The organism is Pseudoalteromonas umbrosa, from assembly GCF_030125375.1.
GTDB lineage: Bacteria > Pseudomonadota > Gammaproteobacteria > Enterobacterales > Alteromonadaceae > Pseudoalteromonas > Pseudoalteromonas umbrosa.
In genome coordinates, this window is record NZ_JASJUU010000007.1 from 1,416 (window position 1) to 26,965 (window position 25,550).

The following is a 25,550-nucleotide window of genomic DNA, read 5'->3' on the forward strand; positions in this document are numbered from 1 at the left end:
ACTGGTTCAAGTCCAGTATCACCCACCAAATTACACATATCCCGGGTTGTTAGCTCAGTTGGGAGAGCATCGCCCTTACAAGGCGAGGGTCACTGGTTCAAGTCCAGTACAACCCACCATTCTTTTATATCATTCATCGAACCATATTTATCCTCTTGAATTCCATTTTAAGTTCTATCTCATTCTATTTTAAAAGTTTGAAGAAACGACTAGACTAAAATTATTGCTGGTAACACCTTAATACTGATATGGCCGTTCAACCATTTGTTAATTCAAAAATTTTAATTGTGGAAGAACAACCGCTCGCACTCAGCTACTTGAAACAGTCGCTAGAACGTTTGGCCTATCGCAATATATTTGTCGCAGAGTCAGCAATAGTCGCAAAAGAAACATGCGAAACTAATAAGTTTGAGCTAATCATCTGCTCTTTTGATTTAAGCAAACGACAAAATGGCTACCAACTTTACGAAGAGCTCTTAAAAAAGCGTTTAATCAAACGCAGTACTGGGTTTATTTTTACGTCAGCCGAAACAAGCCCAGAGCTGGTGCATAGCGTCGTTGAATTGCAACCTGATGATTTTTTAGTTAAACCATTTACGATTAAAGATCTACAATCGAGAATCGAGCGTGTACTGAAAAGAAAGCTAAGCCTAAAAAAGTTATACACTCTCATAGATGACGAAAATTATTCTAAAGCACTAAAATTTATCAATGCAGAGTTAGATAGTCAGCAAACGAGTTACTCTGTTATGCTGCTTAAATTAAAAGGCGAAATGCTACTTAAGCTTAAACGATTTGATGAAGCAAAACAGTTTTATAAATCAGCTTTGGAACTACAAAAGTTTACATGGGCCAAACTAGGCCTAGTCGAAGCCCTGATTGCAAATAATGAAGATATCACTGCACAAAAGCTGCTAAAAAACTTAATAGAAAAAAGTGAAACACGCCTCGCAGCACTTGATCTCCTCGGGCGACTAGAGATCAAGTTAAACCAATTTGAACATGCACAAAAAGCATTGCATGAAGCCTCGCAAATGGCACCTCGTAACCTTTCCCGTCAGAAATCATTGAGCACAGTTGCCATGATTAACCATGATTATGAATGCAGTTATAATGCACAAAAAGAAATTGCCAGTTTTGCTCGATATTCGATTCATGACAGCCCTGAAGTCTATCTAAATGCTGCCAGAGCGGGTATAGATTTCGCACTGGCTACAGATCAACATGAACAAATAAACAAAATTACTCGGCAAACACAGCAATATTTAAATGATTTAAAAAAGCAATTTCCCCATGCAATCAATCAGACACAAATGGATGTGCTTCATGCTCGTCTGCACTACCTAAAAGATGAGCACAAAAAAGCACGCCAATTAATGGAGCAACTCGATGATGAGCCTCAGATCCGCTCAGTAGACGCTGCATTGGATAAAGCAAAAGCATTCCATGAATTAGGATTTCAGCATAAAGCTCAAGCACTATTTGGTCAGATAATTGACCACTGTGAACGACATAGAAGCAACGAAGACCCTGTTATGATGCGTTATTTACAACAGCAACATGATGAGCGTAAAGATATTACGATGGGCCCCAAAGAGCTAAACAACCACGCAGTAAAACAATTCAATAAAGGTCAGCTAGATGTCGCATTAGAAGCATTCTCTCAAGCCTTTAGAGTGATGCCAAAAAATTCCAGTATCGCGCTCAACTTATTACAATGCTTGGCAGATGCAACTGGTAAAAAAGGTATCACCTTCAATACAAACCTTGCCAAAAAATGCTTGAAAGTATTAAACGACGCAGAGCTAGAACCTGATCAAGAGTCACGCTTTGAGAAATTGATGGCACAAATGAAGGAAATGGGGCTAGCGCAATGATGGGATGCAAATAGCTTTTAACACTGCGCCTATGAAACTTATTGTGTCACGACCTCTTGTTTGACCATGGCAAGTGCGTTAACACAATATCTTAAACCGCTTGGTTTAGGCCCATCAGGAAAAACGTGGCCTAAGTGTGCATCACAGACGTTACAAACAATTTCTATCCTTGTCATACCATGTGTTGTATCCCCACGATAGGCAATTGCATTATTACTTGCTGGCTGTGTAAATGATGGCCACCCAGAACCACTTTCAAACTTCTCTTGTGCATTAAATAACAACTCTCCACAACAGGCACACTCGTACTGGCCCGGCTCAAACAAACTGCATGATTCTGAACTAAAAGGACGCTCAGTTCCTTTATTTCGAGTAATATGAAAGACAGATGGTTCAAGCAAAGCCTGCCACTGCATTAAGCTTTTTTCGACCTTTCTTGGTGGAGCTGGATTACCTTCATTAGCCCTCTCGAGTATATCTTTCCAAAGTAACATGTTGATATTCCTAAACTAGTTAATTTTTATTATTAGAAGATAATAATCTTAATTTCATCTATCACGACGTAATTCATGTAACAGCTTATACTTCATTCATGACACAATGGGGTCAATCTGTGATTTCAAGCAACAAAGAGAGTTACTAAATGCACATAGATTAAGCTTAAAAAATGATACGTGTTAATCTCTAAATAAGGTCACAACAGATAGATAAAACACCCCAATATCATTTAGGCGTTTGTGTGCTTTATCGTCAAGCTATTTTGTATCTGGTTCCGGCCAGTCACCAAAAAAACACGTTAAATAACGGCTATTGATTAGGTATAAAATTACCCATGATACTAAGACGATTTGACCTGCTAGATAGAATGAAAACTGGTAGTGATTACTGGAAGCCTGCATCAGTAACCAGCCAAGATCTAAAACTGCTGCCAATAACATCGGCCAGCGCATAAAGCGCCATATACGCCCCCAACTTTGAGAACTACTGGGTCTGCGCATGGAGTAAACAACCGCAGGTAATAATGCAATTGCGGCAATACCGATAGCAACTAAGAAATTACTTTTTGAAGGAAAGAACAAGCTCATAATATCTAAATCTGGTCGCCAAGTCAGTGCAGACATCAACCAAACTAAAAAAGGCCGAAGCAATACAAGCAAAGTTAAATTAAAGCCTAAAGGCGTGCGATATACACCATACTTATCCCAATACTCTGGTCCAAATCGCCCAATTAACTTACTCACTCAACCACCTCTTGCCTGCAGCTTATCTGGCCACCTTTATCGGGTAGCCTTTTTTATTATCAATTACCCTTGGTGCTGCTCAAGAAGAGCGATGAGTGCCACCTCATCCATTACATCTACACCAAGATCTTGCGCTTTGGTTAGCTTAGAACCTGCTTTTTCACCCGCAACCAGTGCATGCGTGTTTTTTGACACGCTGCCTGCCACTTTTGCCCCTAAAGCTTGAAGCCTTGCTTTAGCATCATTACGGTTAAGTTGGCTTAAGGTCCCTGTTAATACATATGTGAGACCCTCTAGCGGCTGTGACTGCTCTGAAGGTGCCTCAATATCAGACCAGTGCACACCAACCTCTTGAAGCTCAGCAACCACTTGTTGATTATGCTGCTCACCAAAAAATGCGTGAATATTATGTGCTACGATCACACCAACATCACTCACTTCCTGTAAACTTTCAATGGAGGCATTCATGACATTTTCAAGCGTTAAATAGTGATTAGCTAGATTTTGAGCTGTAGCTTCTCCGACTTCTCTAATACCAAGTGCGTATAAGAATTTCGCCAAGGTAGTTTGTTTTCCAGCCTCTAACGCATTAACCAAATTTTTAGCCGATTTGGGGCCCATACGCTCAAGTGACTCAAAGTGACCTTGGCGCAGTTTAAACAGCTCAGCAGGCGTTTTGATTAGCTCTCGATCCACCAGCTGCTCAACAATTTTATCGCCTAAACCATCTATATCTAGTGCCTTTCGTGAGGAGAAATGCTTGATGGCTTCTTTTCGCTGTGCCTGACATACCAAGCCGCCAGTACAGCGGGCCACAGCCTCCCCTTCAACGCGCTCAACATGTGAATCACAAACTGGACACGTATTTGGAAACTCTATATCAAAAGCATCATCAGGGCGTTTATCTAATACAACTTGAGTGATCTGCGGGATCACATCCCCTGCACGGCGAATGATCACATGATCTTTTACTTTAATTCCTAAGCGGTCAATTTCATCTTGGTTATGCAACGTTGCATTTGATACCGTCACACCGCCCACAAAGATTGGTTCTAGTCGGGCTACAGGTGTGATAGCACCTGTACGGCCTACTTGGAACTCCACATCTAATAGCTGGGTGATTTCTTCTTGTGCAGGAAATTTAAATGCGATCGCCCAACGAGGTGCTCGCGCAACAAAGCCTAATTGAGTTTGCTGCTGCTTATCATCTACTTTAATGACCACACCATCAATTTCATAACTCAACGCATCACGACGCGTTAAGATATCTTGATAATATGCCAGTGCCTGTGAAACTCCTTCTACGCGCTTTGTTTCAGGGCACATAGGCAAGCCCCACAACTTCAATTGCTCTAGCTGCCCATAATGTGTCTCGGCTAATTCAGCCCCTTCCACAGTACCCATTGAGTAAGCATAAAACATCAGAGGTCGCTTTGCCGTGATCTTAGAATCTAACTGACGCAAGCTACCCGCAGCTGCGTTCCTTGGGTTCGCGAAGGTTTTTTCATCTTTTGCTAATGCCGTTTCATTAAGCCTTTCAAAACCAGCCTTATCCATGAACACTTCGCCGCGTACTTCAACCTCGGCAGGTATATTGTCGCCTCTTAAGCGTAGCGGTATATTTCGAATCGTTTTTACGTTTTCAGTGATGTTTTCGCCTACTTGGCCATCGCCACGGGTCGCCGCCTGAACCAACACTCCGTCTCGGTATAGAATCGATACCGCTAAGCCATCCAGTTTGGGTTCACAGCAAAATGCCAGCTCACGAGACTCCAGTAAACGTTCTTTGATACGACGATTAAAAGCGTTAAATTCATCTTCATCAAACGCATTATCGAGAGATAACATAGGCACTTTATGCGTAACTTGATCAAATTTACTTAATGCAACACCACCCACTTTCTGTGATGGAGAGTCGGCTGTTAATAGCTCCGGGTGGGCTGTTTCTAATTCCGTGAGTTCACGCATTAACCTATCGTATTCGGCATCTGGCACAGTGGGCATATCCAGTACATAATATTTGTAATTATGCTCTTCCAACTGCGCTCTTAATTCATTGATTCTATTACTGATAGATTCCGACATTTCAACCTCTTAATAAAACAAAAGCCACCGGTTTATGCCAGTGGCTTACTCTATCTTTTTTTGCCCAACTATTTAGGCAGTAGCACACCTAAAATTTAGGCTGCGAATTCACGTACTTTTTCTACATACGTTCTGATCGTATCAACCGTTAGCGGCTCACGACTGCTATCTAATACTTGCGCACCAAACTCATCTGACAGCTTCTTAGCCGCACCGTGTAGCATATTAAATGCCGCCATGCTATCGCCTTCACAGGGTAGTGTCATAAACAAGCTCACACCCGCTGTACTAAACTGCTCCATATTATCAATATCGAACGTACCCGGGTTATACATATTGACCAGTCTGAATAAGACAGGTCCATTACCCGACGACTCTAGGTGACGGTTAAAAAAGCCTTCTTCTGAGTATTTAAATCCAAGACTTAACACGCTCGGTAATAACTTAGAGCCGGCCATTGTTAAACCTTCAGGCATTTGAATATGGAGGATAATAAAATCTTGTGGCTCTGGCGCTGACTGTTCGCTGTGCGCATTATCCTGCTGCTCAACTGGCTGTTCATCGTGTGTAGACTGTACTTGTGCAGTATTAGGCTGCTGCGGTTCTTCCTCAACAGCAGCAAAGCTCATATCACTTAGTTCAGGCTCTTTTGGCTTTGCGTCTTCTTTCGCAGCGGGTAAATCTTGACTACGATCGTTTTTATCTTCTTTTTTTCTAACAGACCAAAGCCCATGTACCAGTAGTCCACCTATGATCAACGCACTGATCACAATTAATGCCCATCTCAATTCTGTGGCCATTGTTCACCTTTACTTTTTTTATGTATGTGCCATCTGCACTGCTTGTTCTATGTCTACAGCAACTACGCGAGAAACACCTGGTTCCGACATAGTTACCCCCGTCAGCCTTGCGGCCATTTCCATCGCCACTTTGTTGTGACTAATATAAATAAACTGTACCGCTTGAGACATCTCTTCCACGAGGCGACAAAAACGCCCAACATTGGCATCGTCCAGCGGCGCATCTACTTCATCCAACATACAAAATGGCGCTGGATTTAATCTGAAGATAGAAAATACCAATGATAATGCGGTCAACGCTTTTTCTCCACCACTTAACAGGTGAATTGTCGAGTTTTTCTTACCTGGCGGCCTTGCCATTATAGTAACACCACTTTCTAACAAATCATCACTGGTGAGCTCTAAGTATGCATTTCCGCCGCCAAACACTTTAGGAAACAACTCCCCTAAATCTCTATTGACCTGATCAAAGGTCGCTCGAAATCGTGTTTTGGTTTCCCTATCTATCTTTCTAATTGCATTTTCAAGAGTTTCTAGTGCCGCAGTTAAATCATTTAGTTGTTCATCTAAATACGTTTTTCTTGCTAAAGCTTCGTCAAACTCTTCTATGGCAGCTAAATTGACTGCGCCTAACATCGATATTTTTTGTGCTGTCGCGCTTAGCTGACTTTGGTACACCCCTGCACTCAACTTATCATCTAATGTCGCTAACACACCTTTTAACGTTTGTTTGAGCTCTAACAGCGGTTCAAGCGCTGCTTGGGCTTTAACAACTAAACTTTGCTCTTGTAATTGTAGCTGCTGTTTTTGTTCTTTGAGCTTCAAACTATTTGCTTGGGCATCCTGCACACTACTTTGCTTTTCAGATAGCTGTGTTTTTGCCTTTGCAACCTCTTGCTCCATGTCTGTCAGCTTATGTTGCTGAATCTGGTGCGTGCTCAATAAGGTCGTTATCTGTGCTTGCGTTTCTAATAGCGGCGACTCAAGTTGCATCAACTGCTCAGCATTGGCTTCTAACGCAGCCACACACTGCAGCACACTCTCTTTCAAATGCTGAGTCTTTGTCGCACTTATCTGTTGATCACTTTGCGCTTGCTGCAACGCCAACTTCGCCAGATGTACTTGCTCTTGCGCTTGAGTTTTACCCACTAATGTCGCTTGTATTTTCTGTTTGTTCGCCTCAACGAGCAGTTTTTTTTCAGCTAATTCGTTTTGCAACACCTCTAGCTGTTCAGTCACTTTCTGATGACTTGTCGCACACTGCTGGGCAAGTGTTTGCACTGATGTCATTTCTTGTCGGATGTTTGTCAACTCTTCAGCGAGCTTATCAGATTGCGCCTGCCACCCTTGCTGCTGTAGTTCTAAAACCTCTAAACGGCTTTTATTAGCTGCCACTTGCTGAGCAACACTGTGCACTGCTTGCTTATTGTGTTCAATTGCCGTTTCAAGTTCAGTGTGCTTGGCAATAGAGAGCTCTTTGTCTTTTTCGGCGTTATCGAAAGCAGCTTGCAGTTTAGGTAAGTCAGCATTCAAGTTATCCAGCTTTTGATAATTTGCCAGCTGGCTCGCGCTCCCCTCAGCGCGCGGCATTTTAAAATTATCGCCATACACGCATCCCATATCATCAATGGCTAAGATAAAGTGTGCATCTGAGGTAAACTCTCTAGATGAAGCCAACCATTTGATATGATTTAAAACACTGGGGTAAATACCTGACTCTATAAATTGAGCGATACTATGTGGGTCAAACGCCGGTTTATGGGCCCAAATCCCAGCACTATTTGGCGTTTCACTCAAAGGCAATTCATTTAAGCCCAGTAACGCACTTTCGACTATGTCAGCAAATCCTTCTTTAACTTTTAATTGGGCCAAAAAAGAAGGTTGTTGAGCGGCCTCAATTTCACCTAGCAATGAAATCAACGTGTCACGCTCAGCGGTACTTTGCAATAACTGCTGCTGCGCAGAATGAACGTTCTTTTGACTTTCGCGCACTTGCTTATCGCTATTTTGACGTTGTTCTACCAATTTTTGTGCTTGGCTTTGCAAGCTCGCCATTTCTTTAAGCAATGACTGTTGCTTTGCGCTTTCTTGCGTTAATAACTCGCTGCTATTTTGCGCCGATAATGCCTCACTATCGAGTACCAAACTAGCGTGGCGCTCTTCAACATGAAGTTGCTTTTGCTTTGCCTGTTGTAAAGCGACATTACTGGCTGCATGCTGCTCTTTTACTTTTGCTTCATGCTCGATGAGTGCTTTTAGCGTGTCTTCAACATCATTATTCAACTGCTGATTTTGCTCATACAACGCCACTCGCTCTTCAAGCTCAGCCTCTGCAAGTGCTAAGCGCTCGGCTGCATCTTCGCACTTTTTCTGCTGCGAGGTGCAGCTGGTTTGTTGCTCACTCAAAAGAGCCTGTGCCTTGCCCTGCTCCGATTGTAATTTTACTTTTGCCTCGCCCAATTCAACCCGTTTTTCTGCCAGGTGAATTTTTTGCTGTTCTGCTCGAGTCAGCTCAGTATGGGTTTTATGAAGCTCTTGCTGTAATACATTGAGGGCATCGCTAAGATGAGTCACTTGCTGCTCAAAGCTTGCAACAACATCATTTTGTCCGCCGTGGGCTTGTTCTAAAAATTGCAGTTTTTCATCCAGTTTCGCGATCTGCTGTACTTTTTGCTGCAACTTATCATTAAAATCCTGCCATTTTAAAACCGCTAACTGACCTTTTAAGGTCCGTTCTTTGGCTTTTAGCTCTTTGTACTTTCTGGCAGCTTCTGCTTGCTGAGCTAATCTATCTAGCTGTGATTGCAGCTCTTTACGCATATCCAGCAAACGCTCAAGGTTTTCTCGGGTACTCTTAATACGCGTTTGTGTTTCTCGTCTGCGCTCTTTATATTTAGAAACCCCTGCGGCCTCTTCCAAAAAGACTCTGAGTTCATGCGGTTTACTCTCAATTAGACGAGAGATCATACCCTGCTCAATGATAGAGTAACTGCGCGGGCCAAGGCCTGTGCCGAGGAAAATATCTGTAATGTCACGACGACGACATTTGCTGCCATTTAAAAAATATAACGATTGACCATCACGGGTTACTAATCGCTTAATCGATATTTGGTTTCTATCTGCCAGCGACCCCGGTAATGTGCCGCGCGTGTTGTCAAACATCAACTCAACAGACGCTTGTGAAATGGCTTTTCGATTTGTCGAGCCATTAAAAATAACGTCTGTCATCGCATCACCACGTAAGTTCTTGGCAGAACTTTCACCCAAAACCCAGCGCACTGCATCGATAACATTTGATTTGCCACACCCATTGGGGCCAACCACACAGGTCATCTGATCAGGAAATGGAATTTTAGTAGGCTCGACGAAGGACTTAAAGCCTGCGAGCTTAATGTGACTTAAGCGCATAGATAAAATGATGTATTGTTAGGGTTTGAACAACTCACGTACATTAAATTGCACGGCGAAAGTTATCAAGTATGATACCGGTCGCCATGGCCACATTGAGCGATTCAGCTTGACCATATGCAGGTATGGTAATCGGCTGATTAATGTACTGGCCAGCTTGCTCACGGATCCCATGGGATTCACTGCCCATCACCAAAACACCTTGTGTTGAAAATGCCGTTTGATGCACGCTCTGTCCATCTAAATACGCCCCGTATATTGGCCCGTTATACGCACTTAAAAACTGTGGAAGATCTGTCCTAATCACATTCACACGGACAAAAGACCCCATGGTTGCGCTGATCACTTTTGGATTTAGATGATCTGCACAGTCTTCGCTAACCACAACTTGCTTAAGCCCATACCAATCTGCTAAACGAATAATTGTGCCCAAATTGCCTGGATCGGATACCCCATCCAGTGCCAACACCAAACCACTTTTGTCGATTTGCTTCTCTTCAGGCACTGGCACGATAGCAATCGCTGCATTATTGCTGACTAAGGTACTTACTTTGCTTAGCGCCTGCTCATCACACTCTGTGACTGGACACTGCTTTAAGTCAGTTTGATGTGCACTGATAAATTGAGGTGTCGCAAAAATTTGCTGTACTTCAACATTGGCTTGTAGCAATTCCAAGACATTTTTTTCACCTTGAACAAGATACAAACCATGTTGTTTACGGTATTTTTTTTGTGCCAGAGCGCGAACAAGTTTTTGTTGATTTTTAGACAGCATACACACCTCATTTGGTTAAGAAGCGAAGTATATACACAATATAGAATAAAAGGCAGTGTAATTGCCTAAGACCCAGTGGGATGCGCTACAAATAAACAAAATTATCCTCTTTAAGCTTATTTTGCACTCACATAAAAGTATGATTACAATAGTGCCACATTATAAAGTGATACTTTTGATATCACATGCCCAAAACTTGAGTTGAGACGTAGTTATGTCTGCAGAGCTTCATATTATCCTGTTGAATATTGCCATTCTATTTATCGCGTATTTTGCGATATACCCCAAATATGCAGGTAACGACTTTAAAAAGATTTCAGCACAAGACTTTATTGCATCCATTATCTCTTTGGGCATTGCAGGTTCAGTTTATTTTGCTACTGGCGTTGAATTTACCTTGTTCTTTTTTGAGGTAAGCTGGGCGTGGTTTACTTTAGTGAGCTTTACCATTATCGAGTTGCCGCTATTTTATTGGTATGCCAAACGCCACAATGTAAAACTTCCCTAAGCAATCGTAACGACATTAAAAAAGGCATCATTTAGATGCCTTGGCTTTAATTTACATTAACTTTGGGGGAACTGTTACATTTCTTTGTTGTGCAGTAGCTGCGCCACCACATCTTTAAAATCATGGCATGGCTTAAGTGTTGTGATCATGCCATTACTATTTTTAACTAGGTCAATGATGTCAAAATAACCCACTGCTTTTTTCTGGCTATTTTGTACAAATAAATAAGCTATCCCATCGGCTTCGATCGTTTCTTTGATATCGCCAACTTGCGCATTAACCACTTGTGCAGTTGAGATCTGACGCAGAGAATTGATTGACACCATCATGTCAGATACCGTCAGTTCGCTACGACTGAGCCCCATCTTTTGTGCCGTCTCCAGCACGTTACGACTGCCAAGTTGTGCCAATGAGATAAGCCCCACAGGCTCAGAATTAGCGTTAACAACAAGGGCTGCGGCTTGATGTGTCTTATTAAGCACCAGCGTGGCATCATTCAAGCTGGCGTCAATGTCGATATGTATCGCTGGCAAAGGGCGAAGAAATTGCTCAGCAGGTAATTGTGCAAACGTTTTGGTATGGGCAGTTGCCACATTGAATACGTTATTCGTTACAGCGCCACTATCTATAGCAGCAGTTTTTAGTGCATGATAAAAGCTCATGATCCACCTCACGACGATTAATAGAAACTAATAATGTTGTTTTAAAAGGGGATTAAAAAGCCGGTGGTGCTCGAATGCGGGTACTATGAGGTTGCGAACTAAACTCTGAAGAGAAAGCAGACGACGCATTGTCAGCGTCAAACTGTGCGCTCTTTGACACACTAAACGGCAATGCCTCATCAATATCAACGTCTAAATACTGAACGTCAAAGTCAGCTATTAGCTCGATGATTTGCTGCCTTTCTTCTGCTGCATGCGTGCCTGTCGCCGTTACACAAAGTAACGTCGCTAAGCTGACTGCAAACAATAAGTGAAAGACGCGCATGCTGTTTTCTTCTCCACAATAATCTACTAATTAGTGTATGGACTCACCCATGGGTTTACAAGGGGTAAACTACGAAATTGTACCTAAGATAATTGTAAGAGAGTGTGACATAAGTACGTGACTCTTTGAATTTCAAGCCTTTCACCGAATCAGCCAGTAAGAAAAATCACACACTAAAAATGATAATAACGATTATAATAGACTCTAATTGTTCCCAATTTAGAGTTTACTTATGCAAATTACCAAAGGGATGGAATACTTTATCGCCGGATTTTCAATGTTGGGACAAAAAGGATTAAAGCGGTTCGTCTTTATTCCGCTATTGATCAACATTGTGTTATTCGGCGGCTCGTTGTTTTTTTTATTTGACTGGTTAACACAAGGTTTTGAATATTTAAGTGGCGCCCTGCCAAGCTGGCTTAGTTGGCTCGAGTGGTTACTTTGGCCCTTAGCGATTTTAATTATACTGTTTAGTTACAGCATGGTGTTTACGGTTATCACCAACTTTATCGCGGCCCCATTCAATGGCTTGTTGTCTGAAAAAGTAGAACTGCATCTAACAGGCCAACCGATCAATGATGATGGTTTTGCGGATATCGTAAAAGATGTACCTCGTATGATTGGTCGAGAGTGGACTAAGCTTTGTTACTACCTTCCTCGTGCGGTTATTTTCTTTTTAATGCTGTGGATGTTACCTGTGGTCGGCCAAATTTTATGGATCCTCTTTACCTGCTGGATGTATAACGTGCAATATAATGACTATCCGTTTGATAACCACAAAGTCAGTTTTAAACAAATGAAACAAGATCTTAAAGGCCAGCAAGGGCTCTCTTATGGCTTTGGCTTTGCGGTGTTTGTGCTCACGGCTATCCCGTTTGTTAATCTGATTGTGATGCCTGCGGCAGTCTGTGGTGCAACCAAGCTTTGGGTAGAAAATTATCGCGGTAACTACCGCTAACAGCTCATACAATCGTCATAATTCATCCCGATAATAGTTAAAAAAACAACCTTACTGGGACGTTATGCAATTTTTAACTAATATCGTACTTACTACGGCACTGCTTAGCAGTGCCTATTCATATGCCAGTGCTCAGCTTGGCCCTCGCCCATTTTATTTGGTCGACCAAATGGCACCGAGTGCCTTAAAAACCAAGTTGTCTCGGTGTGCCAACAGGCCAGCCTTTAAAAGTAACTTTTCGATTGGCCACCGCGGCGCACCGACACAATTTCCTGAACACACCAAAGAGTCTTATGTCGCTGCTGCGCGCATGGGCGCAGGTGTACTTGAGTGTGATGTCACCTTTACCAAGGATAAAGAGCTGGTTTGTCGCCATGCACAGTGTGACTTACATACCAGTACTGATATATTGCTGCGCCCGGAACTGGCCGCGAAATGCAATCAGCCTTTCACCCCTGCAAACCCAGATACTGGTGCACCTGCAAGTGCAAAGTGCTGTACATCGGACTTAACGCTCGATGAGTTTATGCAGCTCAGAGGCAAAATGGACGGTGCCAACCCACAAGCGCAATCTCCAGAGCAATACGTCAAAGGAACAGCGGGCTGGCGTACAGATTTATATTCAGCCACAGGTACTTTAATGACCCATGCACAGAGTATTGAGCTGTTTAAATCGTTGCGTGTAAAGATGACACCCGAGCTCAAAGCACCAGCGGTAGATATGCCATTTGAGGGCATGACTCAACAAGATTATGCGCAAAAAATGATTGATGAATATCGCGCGGCAGGTGTGTCGTCGCGCAAGGTACTGCCGCAATCATTCAATATCAGGGATGTGCAATATTGGCGTCACAACACCCGCTTTGGTAAGCAAGGCGTATATTTAGATGGCCGATATAGTGATGCACATTTTAACCCAAATGACTCTAGCACATGGCAACCAAGCATGAGAGACATTAAAGCCAGTGGGATAAATATTATTGCCCCGCCACTTTGGGTACTATTAACTTTAGATGCGCAAGGCAATATTGTACCTTCCCAATACGCAAAAGCAGCTAAGGCGGCAAATTTAGATATCATCACTTGGACACTTGAGCGTTCAGGCTTGATTTCTCAAGATGGCGGATGGTATTACCAAGGACTTAAAGATGCCATTAGCAATGAGGGCGACGTCTATAAAGTACTGGATGTTTTAGCCAAGCAAGTTGGCGTTAAAGGTGTGTTTAGCGACTGGCCGGCAACCACTACATTTTATGCAAACTGCATGAACATCTATTAATCTCAAATAAGCGATGTGCATCAGTGTTTGCACATCGCGTTTTTAAGCAAGTTTAGAAGTATTTGCTTGTACCAATCGTGCCAGGGCCCGTGATAGTGCTCGGGTTAGTAATGGTACCAGTGTAAGGACCATCCGGATCAGTTGGACCCGTTTGAATAATCGTTCCATGTGGCGTGACAGTAGCGAATTGATCACTACCCACATTCACATACGCACCATCAGCACCGCCAACGTGCTTTGTCATTTTTGATGGGATTACAGTAGCATCTTGTGAAAGGGCTTTTAGTTTACGCTTTTTAAGATTTAACATTTTTTACTCCTAATTAAAGTCCCCACAAATAGTACAAATCAGCAAAATTCGAGCAACTTAAAACAGTCTGTCAAAATAAAAAATCATAAGCGATAAGATAATTGCGCAATTATTAACTGACAAATATCCTAATAAAAACCAACCTATTAGAATTCAATAATAAAAAAGTAAGGCAAATATTCATATATCTGCCTTACTGGGTACCTTGGCAACTCACTTATACTTCTATCGACTGCCCATGATTCAAGCGGTTGGTCGGGTCGAGTAAGCGTTTTACTTGCTGTAGCCTTGGATAGTTGTCCTTGTAATATAGATATTGCCAATTCACAATATCCATATCTGCATAGTTGACATAACAGCCATCCATAACGCCATCCGGAACTGGGCCTTTTTCACCATACATCTTGTTATAAAAGTTACTCATCCATCCTAAATGATACGGGTCTTGGCTTGGGTCAAACCAATAGGTTTGATATTGCAACTTCATCACAGAGCGACGATGCGACACAGCTGTATCTTCTGATGATAACGCATTTATTTTCCCGCCATACGATGACAGCTGCAATGTACCGCTTGGATTTAAATAGTCACCATGTCTTAGCTCATCCCACAAGGTGCGAATTTGCGCTTCAGGAAAAGGCTTATTCATATAGGCAGACTTGTTTTTACCTCGCGCACCTATTAAAGGCCCTGCAGCATACTGAGTGCCATACCACCAAGGCAAACTGAAGTAACTTCCCGGTGGCGTTGGCCTTGGCGGCGCATCTTCTTGGCTCTGGATCCCCATATGATCGGATGTACGCAAACCGACTTTGGCCTGTGCCAATTGCGCCGCAGAGAAAATGGCATCTAAGAATTCATCAATTAAGCTGGGGTTACCTGCGCAGAATAACTGCAAGCGAATACTGCCCCCACCACCAACCGATTTTGGCATAGACATGGATGTATGCAGCGCATTAAAACGACTTTCTGGGCCATTATTTTTAGTCCAAAACTCGCCGTAATTTTTAATCAGGGCTGCAAACTGCTGATAGTCTAAACTTGCCCACGGCAGCGACACCTCTTGTGTATGAATAAAAGCTGGTACGTCTGGTAAGTCTTTGAAAAAGTATTTGGTCACGATACCAAAATTACCGCCACCGCCGCCTTGGTGTGCCCAGACAATTTCATCAGCCTGAGCGGATTGGCCTTTAAAGTATTTACGCGGATAAGTTGCCTGCCCACCCCATTCATTAAACGCCACCAGCTCGACACCAGCCAAGTAATCACTCGACAAACCGTATTGACGAGAGTGTACGCCAAACCCACCGCCACAAACATGGCCACCAATCCCGACACCAAAACAAGACCCTGCTGGTATTATTTTGCCAAACTCTTTGAATAACGTTTTATAGGTATGGCCTAAATTAGCCCCCGCTTCCACCACATAATAATCACCGTCTTTGTAAATGCGGTCCATATTGCTGATGTCGATAACCACCCCATTATCATTATCAACAAACCCTTCATAGCAATGCCCTCCTGAACGCACGGTGATGCGCTTGCCCTGCGTGATCGCATCACGGGCTGCCATATACACTTCATGGGCAGAGCTACAGGCACCTATGTATGTCGGCTGACTTAAAAAGCGCATATTAGAACCCAGTAACATAGATATATACCGCGGATCATTACCAAACACTTTGTGATATTGCCCATACTCTCCACGGGCCTCTGCAGACGTTGATTGCAACGCCAAAGGTGCAGCCCCAACCACACCACCGACTGCCAGTGACTTTTTCAAAAAACTACGGCGAGATGTTTGCTCTGTTGTCTGTAACTCTAACTCTTGTTCTTTATTATCCATCGTACTGTCCTTACATGTTATTGTTATTGGTCACACAGCGTCCTGCCACTATCCAAACCCGACACGCTCCAGCATGCGACGTTTCCAATGTAGCAATAAACAAAACAAAAACTGTATATAAATTAGACTAAAGGTGTAGATTGAAAAGGAACAGCGCGTAATAGGAAATTAATAATAAAAGCTAGTTTGTAGATAGTAAGTAGTTACATCCACAATGTATCAAAATATTTCTTTTGCGTACGTGGCGTTTAAAGGTGTGGTTCAGCCACATCCATGTGGCCAGAAAATAGCAATTAACTATACAAATTTTGCGGGACTTTTAAGACCTGAATATGTACGGTAACTTCTTCACGGTCATGATACAGGTGCTTGGCTTGTAGCTTATAACCAACATTGTAATGAGCCAACTCATCATCAATCAGCTGCAAACATTCGTAAACACTATCAAAGCGCTTTTTCATTGGTAGTTTGAGGTTAAATATTAACTCTTTAACAAAGCCATTCACTATCCAATCGATCATCAGTTGCGTTACTTTACTTGGCTTTTCAACCATGTCACACACTAGCCAATCAATATTGCGCTTTTCTGGGCGGTATTTAAAACCATCTTCTCGAAAGTGCTTCACTTGACCACTTTCCATCAACTTGTCATTCATTGGACCGTTGTCAATAGCAGCGACAAACATACCGCGTCTAACTAATTGATACGTCCAACCTCCAGGACAAGCGCCTAAATCAACACCGCGCATGCCCGGACGCACACGATCTTCAGCTTGCTCTTTGGTTAAAAAGACATTGAACGCTTCATCTAATTTTAACGTTGAGCGGCTTGGGCCATCTGCGGGCATTTTAAGCCTAGGGATCCCCATAAAAAATGGCGAATTATTGTCGCTAAACGAGTAGCCCACATAAGCTGTATCATTTGCTAAAAACAAAATATGCAGCACAGGCTTTTGCGGCTTCACGTTGCGTGTTAACTTATTTTGCTTCTCAAGCGATTTAGCCAGCGGAGTAGAGATCTTTTTACAAAACTTCGACAGCTCTTTACCTTCGTTGGTGTCTGGTGTTTCAACACGCAAATCACCACACAGCGGGAAATCCGCAACACATTGCTTAATCTCGCCGACTCGATCTTCGAGTGGCATATTTGTCAGCAAAGTGCCTGCAAACCACTGCCTTGCAAACACCAAGCTCTTAAAATCGATTTGCTTAATCAGCCGCTCTGCCTCTTCTTTGGCATAACATTCAAAGGTCACAAACCCAGTATTTGGCTTGGCTTTGACATATCCAGCAACACCTTGTTGCATTGCATGGTGATTAATTTCAGCAGCCGCATCACTTTCAAAACCGCTACGACAGTAAATAACTACACTCGACATTGTTTCAATATTTCCAAATTAAAGAGGTTGCTTAGCGGCTTTAACAATTAGTATTAGCCAACCAATAATAAAACACACTCCACCGATAGGAGTGATAGGCCCTAGCCACTTTGCACCAGTCAGGGCCAATAGATATAAACTGCCACTAAATAGCAAAATACCCACTATAAAAGCAAAGCCTGCCCATTTAAGCTGCATGCCCCACTTTATTAAAAGCGCCACAGCGATAAGGGCTAAACCATGTGTCATTTGATATTGTGCCGCAGTCTTAAAAATCCCCACAGCATAGTCACTTACATGATGCTTTAAACCGTGGGCAGCAAACGCCCCTAATGCCACTGACAACATACAGAAGACACTGCCTGCTAATAAAAATAGTTTAGCCATGGCAAATATCTCGCATAAATTGCACAGTTTTTTGTGCAGCGGCATCGCGGTTTTGTGATTCAGTCAAACCACTCGCTTTGCGTGGCTTTAATGAATGATCGCCATCAGGCAACCAAAAGTACTCTGGTGTTGCCTCTAGTTGCAGTGCGCTCACTTCGGTTTTATTACCAAATGTGTCTCGCTCTCCCTGCAGCACTAAAAACGGACACGAAATATCACCAAAGTGCTCAACTCTTAACTTTTCAGGTTTGCCTGGGGGGTGAAATGGATAGCCAAAAGCAATCACGCCTTTGACCTTAGCTGTTGTCTCACATGCCAGCATCGAAGCCATACGCCCACCCATTGATTTGCCACCGATAAATATCGGTAATGCATCATCTAGCTGTGACAAGACCTGTTCGTAACGCGCTAATAACTTGGGCGCTCTGTCCGGCGGACGCTTTTTATTCTGCGCTTTGGCCGTAGCCATATATTCAAAATCAAATAGCGCAACATCAATGCCTTGCTCAGCGAGCTTGGTCGCCATATCTTGCATAAAGTCTGAATCACACCCCGCGCCTGCACCATGGGCAAATACAAACTGTGCTAAAGGGTTCGGGGATTTGTGCCATTCAATGACGACCTTATCACTCATAGTTAAAAGTACCTTGTTATATTTGTTCTTGCTCAACCATGCTGAGCATCCAATCTTTAAACGACACGATTTTACCCAGTTCTGCCTGAGATTCACGACAAACCAAATAATATGCGTTTTTACTTTCTAAGCTGTGACTGAACGGAATGACCAAACGACCGGCATCTAGATCTGGTTTTGCCAGTACACTATTACCCAATGCAATGCCTTGGCCGTGTACAGCCGCTTGTAGCACCATAGATGAGTGGCTAAAAATAGGCCCCGTATTGGCGGGCACATTTCGCACACCGGCTGTTTTGAGCCACGACTTCCAAGAACGACGAGAAGTGTCATGCAACAGATTATGGTTTGCCAAATCGCTGGGTTGATCAAGCGGCTTTGGGCCATTTAGTAGCAAAGGACTACATAAGGGCACTAAGTACTCAGTATGTAATTTGTGAGTTTGCACACCATTCCAATTACCTCGACCATAATAGATTGCTACATCGACGTCATCAGTAAGCGAGTTTTCATCCTGATCTTGGGCCTTGATCCGCACATCAATATCTGGAAATAACTCATTAAATTTACTTAACCTTGGCACTAGCCATTGAATTGCAAAACTCGGCGTTAAGCTCACTGTAAGTGACCCTTTAGCACCACGTGCTAGCAGTTTTTCAGTTGCATCAATAAGCTGTGAAAAGATGTCTTTTATATCTAAAAAATAGCCTTGCCCTTCTTCTGTCAGAAGCAAGGAACGATTTTTTCTGAGGAACAGCTTTAACCCCAAGTGTTCTTCAAGCGTTTTTATTTGGTGGCTAATAGCCGCTTGTGTTACGAATAGCTCTTCAGCGGCTTTGGTAAAACTCAAGTGCCTGGCTGCTGCTTCAAACGCTTTTAAAGCATTCAGTGGTGGTAACCTTCTTGCCATAGCAGGACGCCTTTACATGTTGTTATATATTATGTTGTTGTATCGTTGGGCAACTACCATCCTATGGTCACTGCCCGGCCTAACTAAATAGGCAAATTAAACGCTCGCGCTGGTATCAAGTGCATCGAAGCTTTTGATTAGCTCATCAACCGCTTTCATTTGCTTCAAGTAACCTTCCAGTTTATTTAAAGGTAGCGCACACGGACCATCACATTTAGCCACATTTGGATCTGGGTGAGCTTCGATAAATAACCCTGCTAAGCCCAGCGCCATTCCACTGCGCGCTAGTTCTGCCGCCTGTGCTCTTCGGCCATCAGCTGAATCAGCGCGGCCACCAGGACGTTGCAGCGCATGCGTTGCATCAAAAATGACAGGGGCCATGTGTTTCATGTCATCCATACCCAGCATATCAACAACTAGGTTGTTGTAGCCAAAGCTGCTACCACGCTCACATAAAATGACTTGCTCATTGCCCGCTTCATTCAGCTTTTTAATGATATGACGCATTTCATGCGGGGCTAAAAACTGAGGTTTTTTCACGTTAATAACCGAGCCAGTTTTTGCCATCGCGACAACCAAATCGGTTTGGCGAGCAAGGAATGCTGGTAATTGGATCACATCTGCAACTTCTGCCACAGGTGCAGCTTGAAACGGTTCATGCACATCAGTGATCACAGGCACATTGAAGGTCTTTTTTATTTCTTCAAAAATTTTTAACCCTTCTTCCATACCTGGACCGCGGTATGAATTGATTGATGAGCGGTTAGCTTTATCAAAAGATGCCTTGAAAACATAAGGGATATTAAGCTTTGAGGTGACTTCAACATAATGCTCTGCAATTTGCATCGCCAAATCACGTGATTCAAGTACATTCATGCCGCCAAATAAAACAAACGGTTTATCGTTTGCCACTTCAATGTTTCCAACTTTTATAATCTGTGTATTCATATTTCAATCCAATTTAAACTGGTAAAAAGCAACCACATAACTTAGTTACCAAGCACACATATTGATATACGCCTTAAGGCCAACTTATAACTTATTATGATAATTCAGCATAGTACCTAATTGCTCAACACGCTATTTATCGCTGCGCACGTCGCCATGCTCGATAGCGAATTGATAATGATACGTTGATATAGGCACTTAGTTCAGCCACAAGCAGTGATAAAGTCTTTAGAGCATATAGTCTTATGTGTAATTTGACTACTCGCGGTTAGTCGATAGTGAGATAAAGCTTGCTGTCATGTAAGCCCCTATACTCTCAATTTATGAGGCGTTCGCTCACACTTTATTGTTAATGCAATATATTGTTGTGATCAGCAAGCTCTTCTATTTGATTCTGTATGATCTCAATGGTGGGGTCATCAGGGCACTCATCTACAAAATACTGTAGATCATCTTTGGCCATCTTCGGGCAGTTAAGTTGATTCAATAAATACCCTCTATCTCGCCTTTCGTATGGATCATCGCCCAACAGTTCCATCAGAAGTTCTACGCAACTCAATGCATGGCTAAATTTTTCAGCAGCAATAAACGACCACTTTTGCTGAGCAAGATAAAGTTTAAACGCTTCATCTCCTATTACTAGTTCAAGCGGTTCTTGCTCCTTTTCGCTGTCGTTTTCAGGGGTAATATACCATGATTGCTGACCTGAACTTGGATCAATGATGTAACCTTCTTCACTACTTAGCGCAACATGCACCATAACTTCACTTTGCAATAGTGCAACCGTGGCATTAAAGTCTGCGCGCTCTAGTAAATGGGCTAATAACATGGCCAATGCTGTACTTGTACCGCTACGCATTTTAAGTACATAACCCACGTTATTTAGCAAATACTCAGGGACTTTTTGGCCTGTGCCACTAAATAGCCATTTGGTATAAAAAGTATCGAGTATTAAATCAATGCGCTTATGCACCTCTTTTTCCTTCACACGCATCTCGTCGACTGCCAACTCTAACTCGGCTAACAGACATAGCGTTTGCTCGATGTCGGCTTGAGCATCCCATCGTTGCTCTGCATAAATACTACGAAGCAATGCTGGCACGGTATAATCCATACCTAATTCTTGTTGTTCATCAAACCAAGTATCCGTCATAGACTGTACTGCAAACCCATGTGAAAATAATAAGCCGCTAGTGTAACACTTTTTAGTCCATACCCAAGGGGAAATTTTACGCATAACCATGCAACCAGCTGGGTGACTGGCTACATGACTTAAGCTTTATTAACGAAGGTTAAAGAATGAATGCGCTTTTTGTACCTGCAAGATAGCCAATAGCGAGTAGTGCAGCAGTGGCTCCTATTAACGCAGGGATTTGTTTTGACTTATGTTTTGATTTAGCCACCACAAAACCAAGGCCAATATACCCAACGACCAGTATTATTTTTTCCATCAGCCAAGGTTGAGATGAAGGCTTCATGCCCAAGGTCACCGCCAGATAAACAGCAGACACAAGTAGTAATGTGTCTACGCCATGGCTGGTAATAAACAAGACTTTATTATTGGCTAATTTACCAGATGTTAATCGCGACACTGAGCGTGTATAAAAAAGTATAATGCTAAGGGCTGCAAACATCATATGGGTATGCTTTAAAAAAAGGTAATCCACATCCGCCTCACTGTTTATCTGGGTAGCGCGCTAAAATGGCTTCTAGATCGTCAATAATTTCATTAAACACAGTGACTAATTTAGGGTCAAAATGTTTACCACTTTGATTATTAATCTCTTTAACTACCTCAGGTAAATCCCATGCCTCTTTGTAACAACGGCGATGACGCAGCGCATCATATACATCGGCCATCGCTACAATGCGTCCGAACACGTGTATATCTTCACCTTTAGTGCCTTTGGGGTAGCCTGTGCCATCCCACTTTTCATGATGGTCTCTGGCAATAAGTGCACCTGCGTTGACAATTTCACGTTTGGAATCTCGCAACAACTGATAGCCCTTTTTAGCGTGACTTTGCATTACCGTCCATTCTTGCTCATCCAGTTTGGCAGGCTTATTTAATATCGCATCTGGAATGCCCACTTTGCCGACATCATGAAGTGGCGAGGCAATACGTACTAAATCTGCTTCTCGATTACCCAGCCCATAGCCCACAGCAAGTGCATGACAAATATGAGCTACACGTTTGACATGATTGCCAGACTCCGTTGAGCGCATCTCTAAAGCTTCACTTAGACGATAAACTAGCTCCTGCTGGGTATCTTCAATTTCCGCTTGTAACTGCACATTTTCGTAAGCCAGTTGTACATTTTGCGAGAATATTTCGATTAAATGCTTTTGCGTATCAGTTAAAAACTCAGGGATCCCAGAGACGAACAGCATAGATGCGTGATTATACTCACTTGAGCAGTACGAGAATAAGTAATTGTCTTTGTAAACAATGCTTTTTTCATTCAGCGCCTTTTTACACGCTTGAATTTGCTCCTCATTTAAAACATCTTGAATGGGTTTGCCTTCACTCTTTGCAAACTCACCTCGGCCTGTAAACACCACTAAGTCTTCACTGCAAGTGTCGGGTTCATTACTGGCCACCAAAGACGTTGCATACATGGCTTCATCGACAGTGCCCAATAATGAGGTAAGCTGTTGCATTACCCCTTCGATAAACTGCTCAATCGAGTGCGTTGCAAAAATATCGCGAGACGCTGTAATAATTTTTTCTAAGCCTTGACGAGATTGATCAATTGATAAGATATCCCGGTATGAGCGCAGGCTAGACATCACCACAGTAAAAAGTTTCTGTGCTGTCAGTTCAGTTTTCGATTTATAGTCATTGATATCATAATTAACAATGACCTGCCTCTCTGGTGCTTGCCCTGGTTGTCCGGTTCTGAGGATGATGCGAATGTTGTTATTCTTGGCCGTTTCGCGAATAAACTGAGCAACCTTTAAACCGGCATCATCGGTTTCCATCACCACATCAAGCAATACAATCGCTGCGTCAGGGTGATCAGTCACCACCTGCTTTGCTTCCTCTCCCGAATATGCACTGAGAAATTCGAGTTTCTTCTTTTGAAATTCGAAGTCACTTAACGCAAGTTTAGTGACAGCATGCACTTCAGGTTCATCATCCACAATGATGACTTTCCAAGTGCCACTTTGTTCCGTTTCTATGACATCAGTTGGCTCATCTGAAAACAAAAAATCATCCATAGAGAGTCCTTAACGCTTATTTGACGCGGGCTGTAAATTAAAAATATTAATGCATTCAACGCATCACTCAGGCATCTGTGCCAAAGTTACTCTATCACAGCCTGCCATATCTTTTATTGTAAGTATATTGCGATAGTTCATTTGTGCAAAAATCTCTCTTACACCCTCACCTTGCTCAAAGCCATGTTCTATCAAAATAAAACCGTCTGAGCTCAGGTACTCTCTCGCTTGTGAAGCAATATGACGTATATCTGCATAGCCATTTTCTTCAGCAACTAAAGCAGACAAGGGTTCAAAACGCACATCCCCTTGGGTTAAATGTACATCGTTGTTTTCGATATACGGCGGATTACTGACAATCAAATCAAATTGCTGTGCTGGCACATTTGAAAACCAATCACTTTGTGCAATAGTGACATTGTTCAATGCATGTCTTTGTTGATTGCGAGTTGCCAACGCCACAGCATCTTGTGAGTAGTCCACCGCCCAAACTTGCCAAGACGGCATTTCACTGGCCAATGACAGCGCAATAGCGCCAGTACCAGTACCTAGATCTAAGACCTTTGCGGTATGAGGCAATGACAAGCCAAGGGCGCACTCCACCAAGGTTTCCGTATCTGGTCTTGGGATTAAGGTGCTGTTGTTGACATAAAGGGGGAGACTCCAAAACTCACGCTCACCGGTAATATGCGCAACAGGTTCTCCTTCTAATCGCCTTGCGATGTGCGCTTTAAAAGCTTGATGATGTTCGTCAGATAATGCTGCTTCAGGCCAGGTAAATAAGTAACTACGGGGCTTATCTAGAATGTGTAGTAAGAGGACTTCTGCGTCGAGTTTTGGGGAATCAGAGTGTTCAATTAGTTGCTGAGTTGCCCAAGCGATTGCTTGGGCATTGGAGATTGGGCTCACCTTAATCATCACCCATCGCAGCCAGTAGGTCTGCTTGGTGCTCAAGAAGAAGCGGGTCAATAATCGCGCCTAGCTCACCACCAACTACTTCATTTAAACGGTATAACGTTAAATTGATGCGGTGATCCGTGATACGACCTTGAGGATAGTTATAAGTACGGATACGCTCAGAGCGGTCTCCACTACCCACTAAGTTGCGACGCTCGCTCGCCTCAGCCGCTTGACGCTTTTCGTCTTCAGCCTGCTGCAGTCGCGCACCGAGTACAGATAACGCTTTAGCACGGTTTTTATGCTGAGAACGCTCATCCTGACACTCAACAACAACACCTGTTGGAATGTGGGTTATACGAATTGCTGAGTCTGTTTTGTTAACGTGCTGACCACCGGCACCTGATGCTCTAAACGTATCCACTTTTAAATCTGAAGGGTTAATCTCAATGGCTTCCGCCTCTGGGATTTCAGCCATCACAGCAACAGTACACGCAGATGTATGAACACGACCTTGTGATTCCGTCTCTGGAACACGTTGTACACGGTGCGCGCCTGACTCAAACTTCAGCTTGCCGTACACCCCATCGCCTTTAATATTGGCAATGACTTCTTTATAACCGCCGTGTTCACCCTCGTTAGCGCTTACAACCTCTACTTGCCACTTTTGCGTTTCCGCATAGCGGCTGTACATACGGAATAAGTCACCTGCAAATATTGCGGCCTCATCACCACCTGTACCCGCACGTACTTCTAGGTAAACATTGTTATCGTCTTTTGGATCTTTTGGCAGCATCAATACTTGTAGCTGATCTTCTAACTCAACAATCGCCGCCTTGGCTTCTTTGTATTCTTCTTGCGCCATTTCTCGCATATCAGGATCTGAATCCTTTAGCATCTCTTCTGCTGTAGCGACATCTTCTTGTGCTTGCTGATAAGCAGTAAATGTTTTTACAACATCTTCAAGTTCTGAGTACTCTTTAGAAAGTGCGCGAAAGCGGTTCTGATCGCCAATCACTTCTGGATCGCCTAGCATCGCCTCTACTTCTTCATGACGCTCAACTAGGGTTTCTAACTTACGATAGACAGACTCTTTCAT

24 protein-coding genes and 1 tRNA gene are annotated in these 25,550 nt (G+C 43.0%); 5 read left to right on the forward strand and 20 right to left on the reverse strand.

Translation table 11 applies throughout. The annotated features are described in order from the left end of the window. Nucleotides 1-43: 43 nt before the first annotated feature. Together QNM16_RS19490 and QNM16_RS19495 are read left to right on the forward strand one after the other, a co-directional pair. Nucleotides 44-119 (forward strand) — tRNA-Val (locus QNM16_RS19490). A 129-nt stretch (nucleotides 120-248) separates the two neighbouring features. Further along, the gene (locus tag QNM16_RS19495) at nucleotides 249-1,877 is read left to right on the forward strand and encodes a response regulator (RefSeq protein ID WP_284022002.1); all 1,629 of its coding nucleotides are present in this window, start codon (nucleotides 249-251) and stop codon (nucleotides 1,875-1,877) included. Nucleotides 1,878-1,915: 38 nt separating this feature from the next. Here the strand turns inward: QNM16_RS19495 and msrB are convergent, their stop codons facing one another. The 6 genes from msrB to QNM16_RS19525 form a co-directional block, all read right to left on the reverse strand. Then, a complete protein-coding gene (gene msrB / locus QNM16_RS19500; RefSeq protein WP_284022003.1) occupies nucleotides 1,916-2,371 on the reverse strand; it encodes a peptide-methionine (R)-S-oxide reductase MsrB in 456 nt (151 codons plus the stop codon). A gap of 261 nt (nucleotides 2,372-2,632) precedes the next feature. Next, nucleotides 2,633-3,106: a DUF2919 domain-containing protein gene (locus QNM16_RS19505; protein WP_284022276.1), complete on the reverse strand. Its 474-nt coding sequence runs from the start codon at nucleotides 3,104-3,106 to the stop codon at nucleotides 2,633-2,635. A 75-nt stretch (nucleotides 3,107-3,181) separates the two neighbouring features. Further along, nucleotides 3,182-5,203 (reverse strand): NAD-dependent DNA ligase LigA, encoded by a 2,022-nt coding sequence (ligA, locus tag QNM16_RS19510; protein WP_284022004.1) that lies wholly within the window; start codon nucleotides 5,201-5,203, stop codon nucleotides 3,182-3,184. A gap of 95 nt (nucleotides 5,204-5,298) precedes the next feature. Continuing rightward, nucleotides 5,299-6,003 (reverse strand): cell division protein ZipA, encoded by a 705-nt coding sequence (gene zipA / locus QNM16_RS19515; RefSeq protein ID WP_284022005.1) that lies wholly within the window; start codon nucleotides 6,001-6,003, stop codon nucleotides 5,299-5,301. An 18-nt stretch (nucleotides 6,004-6,021) separates the two neighbouring features. Next, the gene (locus QNM16_RS19520) at nucleotides 6,022-9,411 is read right to left on the reverse strand and encodes a chromosome segregation SMC family protein (RefSeq protein WP_284022006.1); all 3,390 of its coding nucleotides are present in this window, start codon (nucleotides 9,409-9,411) and stop codon (nucleotides 6,022-6,024) included. Between the two features lie 43 nt (nucleotides 9,412-9,454). Continuing rightward, nucleotides 9,455-10,186: a TrmH family RNA methyltransferase gene (locus QNM16_RS19525; protein WP_284022007.1), complete on the reverse strand. Its 732-nt coding sequence runs from the start codon at nucleotides 10,184-10,186 to the stop codon at nucleotides 9,455-9,457. A gap of 214 nt (nucleotides 10,187-10,400) precedes the next feature. Here QNM16_RS19525 and QNM16_RS19530 point away from each other — a divergent pair, with 214 nt between their 5' ends. After that, nucleotides 10,401-10,694, forward strand: coding sequence for a hypothetical protein (locus QNM16_RS19530; protein WP_284022008.1), 294 nt, complete (start codon nucleotides 10,401-10,403; stop codon nucleotides 10,692-10,694). A gap of 74 nt (nucleotides 10,695-10,768) precedes the next feature. On the opposite strand, the gene QNM16_RS19535 is transcribed toward QNM16_RS19530, so the two are convergent. Both QNM16_RS19535 and QNM16_RS19540 read right to left on the reverse strand, forming a co-directional pair. Beyond that, on the reverse strand, nucleotides 10,769-11,356 hold the full coding sequence (locus QNM16_RS19535; protein WP_284022009.1) for a CBS domain-containing protein: 588 nt from the start codon (nucleotides 11,354-11,356) through the stop codon (nucleotides 10,769-10,771). A gap of 52 nt (nucleotides 11,357-11,408) precedes the next feature. After that, complete coding sequence (locus tag QNM16_RS19540; RefSeq protein ID WP_284022010.1) at nucleotides 11,409-11,681, reverse strand: hypothetical protein; 273 nt, start codon at nucleotides 11,679-11,681, stop codon at nucleotides 11,409-11,411. A gap of 232 nt (nucleotides 11,682-11,913) precedes the next feature. Here QNM16_RS19540 and cysZ point away from each other — a divergent pair, with 232 nt between their 5' ends. Further along, nucleotides 11,914-12,639: a sulfate transporter CysZ gene (gene cysZ, locus QNM16_RS19545; RefSeq protein ID WP_284022011.1), complete on the forward strand. Its 726-nt coding sequence runs from the start codon at nucleotides 11,914-11,916 to the stop codon at nucleotides 12,637-12,639. A gap of 64 nt (nucleotides 12,640-12,703) precedes the next feature. Next, nucleotides 12,704-13,918, forward strand: a complete 1,215-nt coding sequence (locus QNM16_RS19550) for a glycerophosphodiester phosphodiesterase family protein (protein ID WP_284022012.1) — start codon at nucleotides 12,704-12,706, stop codon at nucleotides 13,916-13,918. Nucleotides 13,919-13,970: 52 nt separating this feature from the next. On the opposite strand, the gene QNM16_RS19555 is transcribed toward QNM16_RS19550, so the two are convergent. From QNM16_RS19555 to prfA, 12 genes are all read right to left on the reverse strand, one after another. Beyond that, nucleotides 13,971-14,228 (reverse strand): hypothetical protein, encoded by a 258-nt coding sequence (locus tag QNM16_RS19555; RefSeq protein WP_284022013.1) that lies wholly within the window; start codon nucleotides 14,226-14,228, stop codon nucleotides 13,971-13,973. Between the two features lie 217 nt (nucleotides 14,229-14,445). Beyond that, nucleotides 14,446-16,074, reverse strand: coding sequence for an FAD-binding oxidoreductase (locus QNM16_RS19560; RefSeq protein WP_284022014.1), 1,629 nt, complete (start codon nucleotides 16,072-16,074; stop codon nucleotides 14,446-14,448). Between the two features lie 293 nt (nucleotides 16,075-16,367). After that, nucleotides 16,368-17,453, reverse strand: a complete 1,086-nt coding sequence (gene rlmM, locus QNM16_RS19565; RefSeq protein ID WP_284022015.1) for a 23S rRNA (cytidine(2498)-2'-O)-methyltransferase RlmM — start codon at nucleotides 17,451-17,453, stop codon at nucleotides 16,368-16,370. An 18-nt stretch (nucleotides 17,454-17,471) separates the two neighbouring features. Beyond that, on the reverse strand, nucleotides 17,472-17,840 hold the full coding sequence (locus QNM16_RS19570; RefSeq protein WP_063360584.1) for a DUF423 domain-containing protein: 369 nt from the start codon (nucleotides 17,838-17,840) through the stop codon (nucleotides 17,472-17,474). Further along, on the reverse strand, nucleotides 17,833-18,474 hold the full coding sequence (locus tag QNM16_RS19575; protein WP_284022016.1) for an alpha/beta fold hydrolase: 642 nt from the start codon (nucleotides 18,472-18,474) through the stop codon (nucleotides 17,833-17,835). Before QNM16_RS19575 ends, QNM16_RS19570 begins: the two co-directional genes overlap by 8 nt. 16 nt (nucleotides 18,475-18,490) lie before the next feature. Then, on the reverse strand, nucleotides 18,491-19,384 hold the full coding sequence (locus tag QNM16_RS19580) for a transcriptional regulator GcvA (RefSeq protein WP_284022017.1): 894 nt from the start codon (nucleotides 19,382-19,384) through the stop codon (nucleotides 18,491-18,493). Between the two features lie 96 nt (nucleotides 19,385-19,480). After that, nucleotides 19,481-20,332: a 3-deoxy-8-phosphooctulonate synthase gene (gene kdsA, locus QNM16_RS19585; RefSeq protein ID WP_284022018.1), complete on the reverse strand. Its 852-nt coding sequence runs from the start codon at nucleotides 20,330-20,332 to the stop codon at nucleotides 19,481-19,483. A gap of 349 nt (nucleotides 20,333-20,681) precedes the next feature. Further along, the gene (locus QNM16_RS19590; protein WP_284022277.1) at nucleotides 20,682-21,485 is read right to left on the reverse strand and encodes a tetratricopeptide repeat protein; all 804 of its coding nucleotides are present in this window, start codon (nucleotides 21,483-21,485) and stop codon (nucleotides 20,682-20,684) included. A gap of 139 nt (nucleotides 21,486-21,624) precedes the next feature. Continuing rightward, nucleotides 21,625-21,999, reverse strand: a complete 375-nt coding sequence (locus tag QNM16_RS19595; RefSeq protein WP_284022019.1) for a SirB2 family protein — start codon at nucleotides 21,997-21,999, stop codon at nucleotides 21,625-21,627. Nucleotides 22,000-22,006: 7 nt separating this feature from the next. Then, on the reverse strand, nucleotides 22,007-23,554 hold the full coding sequence (locus QNM16_RS19600) for a DUF3369 domain-containing protein (protein WP_284022020.1): 1,548 nt from the start codon (nucleotides 23,552-23,554) through the stop codon (nucleotides 22,007-22,009). Nucleotides 23,555-23,617: 63 nt separating this feature from the next. Continuing rightward, the gene (prmC, locus tag QNM16_RS19605) at nucleotides 23,618-24,472 is read right to left on the reverse strand and encodes a peptide chain release factor N(5)-glutamine methyltransferase (protein WP_417710299.1); all 855 of its coding nucleotides are present in this window, start codon (nucleotides 24,470-24,472) and stop codon (nucleotides 23,618-23,620) included. Then, the gene (prfA, locus tag QNM16_RS19610) at nucleotides 24,465-25,550 is read right to left on the reverse strand and encodes a peptide chain release factor 1 (RefSeq protein ID WP_063360590.1); all 1,086 of its coding nucleotides are present in this window, start codon (nucleotides 25,548-25,550) and stop codon (nucleotides 24,465-24,467) included. Before prfA ends, prmC begins: the two co-directional genes overlap by 8 nt.

Bases quoted from the DNA above. Each gene is read 5' to 3' on its own strand.
- QNM16_RS19495 (WP_284022002.1), top strand. From the start codon at position 249: ATGGCCGTTCAACCATTTGTTAATTCAAAAATTTTAATTGTGGAAGAA.
- msrB (WP_284022003.1), bottom strand. From the start codon at position 2,371: ATGTTACTTTGGAAAGATATACTCGAGAGGGCTAATGAAGGTAATCCA.
- ligA (WP_284022004.1), bottom strand. From the start codon at position 5,203: ATGTCGGAATCTATCAGTAATAGAATCAATGAATTAAGAGCGCAGTTG.
- zipA (WP_284022005.1), bottom strand. From the start codon at position 6,003: ATGGCCACAGAATTGAGATGGGCATTAATTGTGATCAGTGCGTTGATC.
- QNM16_RS19520 (WP_284022006.1), bottom strand. From the start codon at position 9,411: ATGCGCTTAAGTCACATTAAGCTCGCAGGCTTTAAGTCCTTCGTCGAG.
- QNM16_RS19525 (WP_284022007.1), bottom strand. From the start codon at position 10,186: ATGCTGTCTAAAAATCAACAAAAACTTGTTCGCGCTCTGGCACAAAAA.
- QNM16_RS19530 (WP_284022008.1), top strand. From the start codon at position 10,401: ATGTCTGCAGAGCTTCATATTATCCTGTTGAATATTGCCATTCTATTT.
- QNM16_RS19535 (WP_284022009.1), bottom strand. From the start codon at position 11,356: ATGAGCTTTTATCATGCACTAAAAACTGCTGCTATAGATAGTGGCGCT.
- QNM16_RS19540 (WP_284022010.1), bottom strand. From the start codon at position 11,681: ATGCGCGTCTTTCACTTATTGTTTGCAGTCAGCTTAGCGACGTTACTT.
- cysZ (WP_284022011.1), top strand. From the start codon at position 11,914: ATGCAAATTACCAAAGGGATGGAATACTTTATCGCCGGATTTTCAATG.
- QNM16_RS19550 (WP_284022012.1), top strand. From the start codon at position 12,704: ATGCAATTTTTAACTAATATCGTACTTACTACGGCACTGCTTAGCAGT.
- QNM16_RS19555 (WP_284022013.1), bottom strand. From the start codon at position 14,228: ATGTTAAATCTTAAAAAGCGTAAACTAAAAGCCCTTTCACAAGATGCT.
- QNM16_RS19560 (WP_284022014.1), bottom strand. From the start codon at position 16,074: ATGGATAATAAAGAACAAGAGTTAGAGTTACAGACAACAGAGCAAACA.
- rlmM (WP_284022015.1), bottom strand. From the start codon at position 17,453: ATGTCGAGTGTAGTTATTTACTGTCGTAGCGGTTTTGAAAGTGATGCG.
- QNM16_RS19570 (WP_063360584.1), bottom strand. From the start codon at position 17,840: ATGGCTAAACTATTTTTATTAGCAGGCAGTGTCTTCTGTATGTTGTCA.
- QNM16_RS19575 (WP_284022016.1), bottom strand. From the start codon at position 18,474: ATGAGTGATAAGGTCGTCATTGAATGGCACAAATCCCCGAACCCTTTA.
- QNM16_RS19580 (WP_284022017.1), bottom strand. From the start codon at position 19,384: ATGGCAAGAAGGTTACCACCACTGAATGCTTTAAAAGCGTTTGAAGCA.
- kdsA (WP_284022018.1), bottom strand. From the start codon at position 20,332: ATGAATACACAGATTATAAAAGTTGGAAACATTGAAGTGGCAAACGAT.
- QNM16_RS19590 (WP_284022277.1), bottom strand. From the start codon at position 21,485: ATGACGGATACTTGGTTTGATGAACAACAAGAATTAGGTATGGATTAT.
- QNM16_RS19600 (WP_284022020.1), bottom strand. From the start codon at position 23,554: ATGGATGATTTTTTGTTTTCAGATGAGCCAACTGATGTCATAGAAACG.
- prmC (WP_417710299.1), bottom strand. From the start codon at position 24,472: ATGATTAAGGTGAGCCCAATCTCCAATGCCCAAGCAATCGCTTGGGCA.
- prfA (WP_063360590.1), bottom strand. From the start codon at position 25,550: ATGAAAGAGTCTGTCTATCGTAAGTTAGAAACCCTAGTTGAGCGTCAT.